At 53.2% G+C, this 1,252-nt stretch carries 1 rRNA gene (cut by a window edge); it reads right to left on the reverse strand.

What is annotated here, in order from left to right:
* Window positions 1–1,252 (reverse strand): 23S ribosomal RNA (locus tag HWX53_RS27365); its annotated part runs 1,485 nt beyond the window's last position; the annotation flags it as partial.

A 1,252-nucleotide genomic window follows, 5' to 3' on the forward strand; every position in this document is an offset into this window, starting at 1 on the left:
ATCTCATCTTAAGGCGAGTTTCCCGCTTAGATGCTTTCAGCGGTTATCTCTTCCGAACATAGCTACCCGGCGATGCCACTGGCGTGACAACCGGTACACCAGAGGTTCGTCCACTCCGGTCCTCTCGTACTAGGAGCAGCCCCCTTCAAATATCCAACGCCCACGGCAGATAGGGACCAAACTGTCTCACGACGTTTTAAACCCAGCTCACGTACCTCTTTAAATGGCGAACAGCCATACCCTTGGGACCGGCTACAGCCCCAGGATGAGATGAGCCGACATCGAGGTGCCAAACACCGCCGTCGATATGAACTCTTGGGCGGTATCAGCCTGTTATCCCCAGAGTACCTTTTATCCGTTGAGCGATGGCCCTTCCATACAGAACCACCGGATCACTATGACCTGCTTTCGCACCTGCTCGACTTGTCGGTCTCGCAGTTAAGCACGCTTATGCCATTGCACTATCAGCACGATTTCCGACCGTACCTAGCGTACCTTCGTACTCCTCCGTTACGCTTTGGGAGGAGACCGCCCCAGTCAAACTGCCTACCATGCACTGTCCCCGATCCGGATCACGGACCAAGGTTAGAACCTCAAACAAACCAGGGTGGTATTTCAAGGACGGCTCCACCGAAACTGGCGTTCCGGTTTCATAGCCTCCCACCTATCCTACACAGATCGGTTCAAAGTCCAATGCAAAGCTACAGTAAAGGTTCATGGGGTCTTTCCGTCTAGCCGCGGGGAGATTGCATCATCACAAACACTTCAACTTCGCTGAGTCTCGGGAGGAGACAGTGTGGCCATCGTTACGCCATTCGTGCAGGTCGGAACTTACCCGACAAGGAATTTCGCTACCTTAGGACCGTTATAGTTACGGCCGCCGTTTACCGGGACTTCAATCAAGAGCTTGCACCCCATCATTTAATCTTCCGGCACCGGGCAGGCGTCACACCCTATACGTCCACTTTCGTGTTTGCAGAGTGCTGTGTTTTTATTAAACAGTCGCAGCCACCAGTTTATTGCAACCCTTTCACCCTCCTGGCGCAGGCCAGTCAAGCTACCAGGGCGTACCTTATCCCGAAGTTACGGTACCAATTTGCCGAGTTCCTTCTCCCGAGTTCTCTCAAGCGCCTTAGAATACTCATCTCGCCCACCTGTGTCGGTTTGCGGTACGGTCATCGTTAGACTGAAGCTTAGAGGCTTTTCTTGGAACCACTTCCAATTGCTTCGTGACCGAAGTCACTCGCGCCAC

Source organism: Caballeronia sp. BCC1704, assembly GCF_902833455.1.
In the GTDB taxonomy this organism is placed as follows: domain Bacteria; phylum Pseudomonadota; class Gammaproteobacteria; order Burkholderiales; family Burkholderiaceae; genus Caballeronia.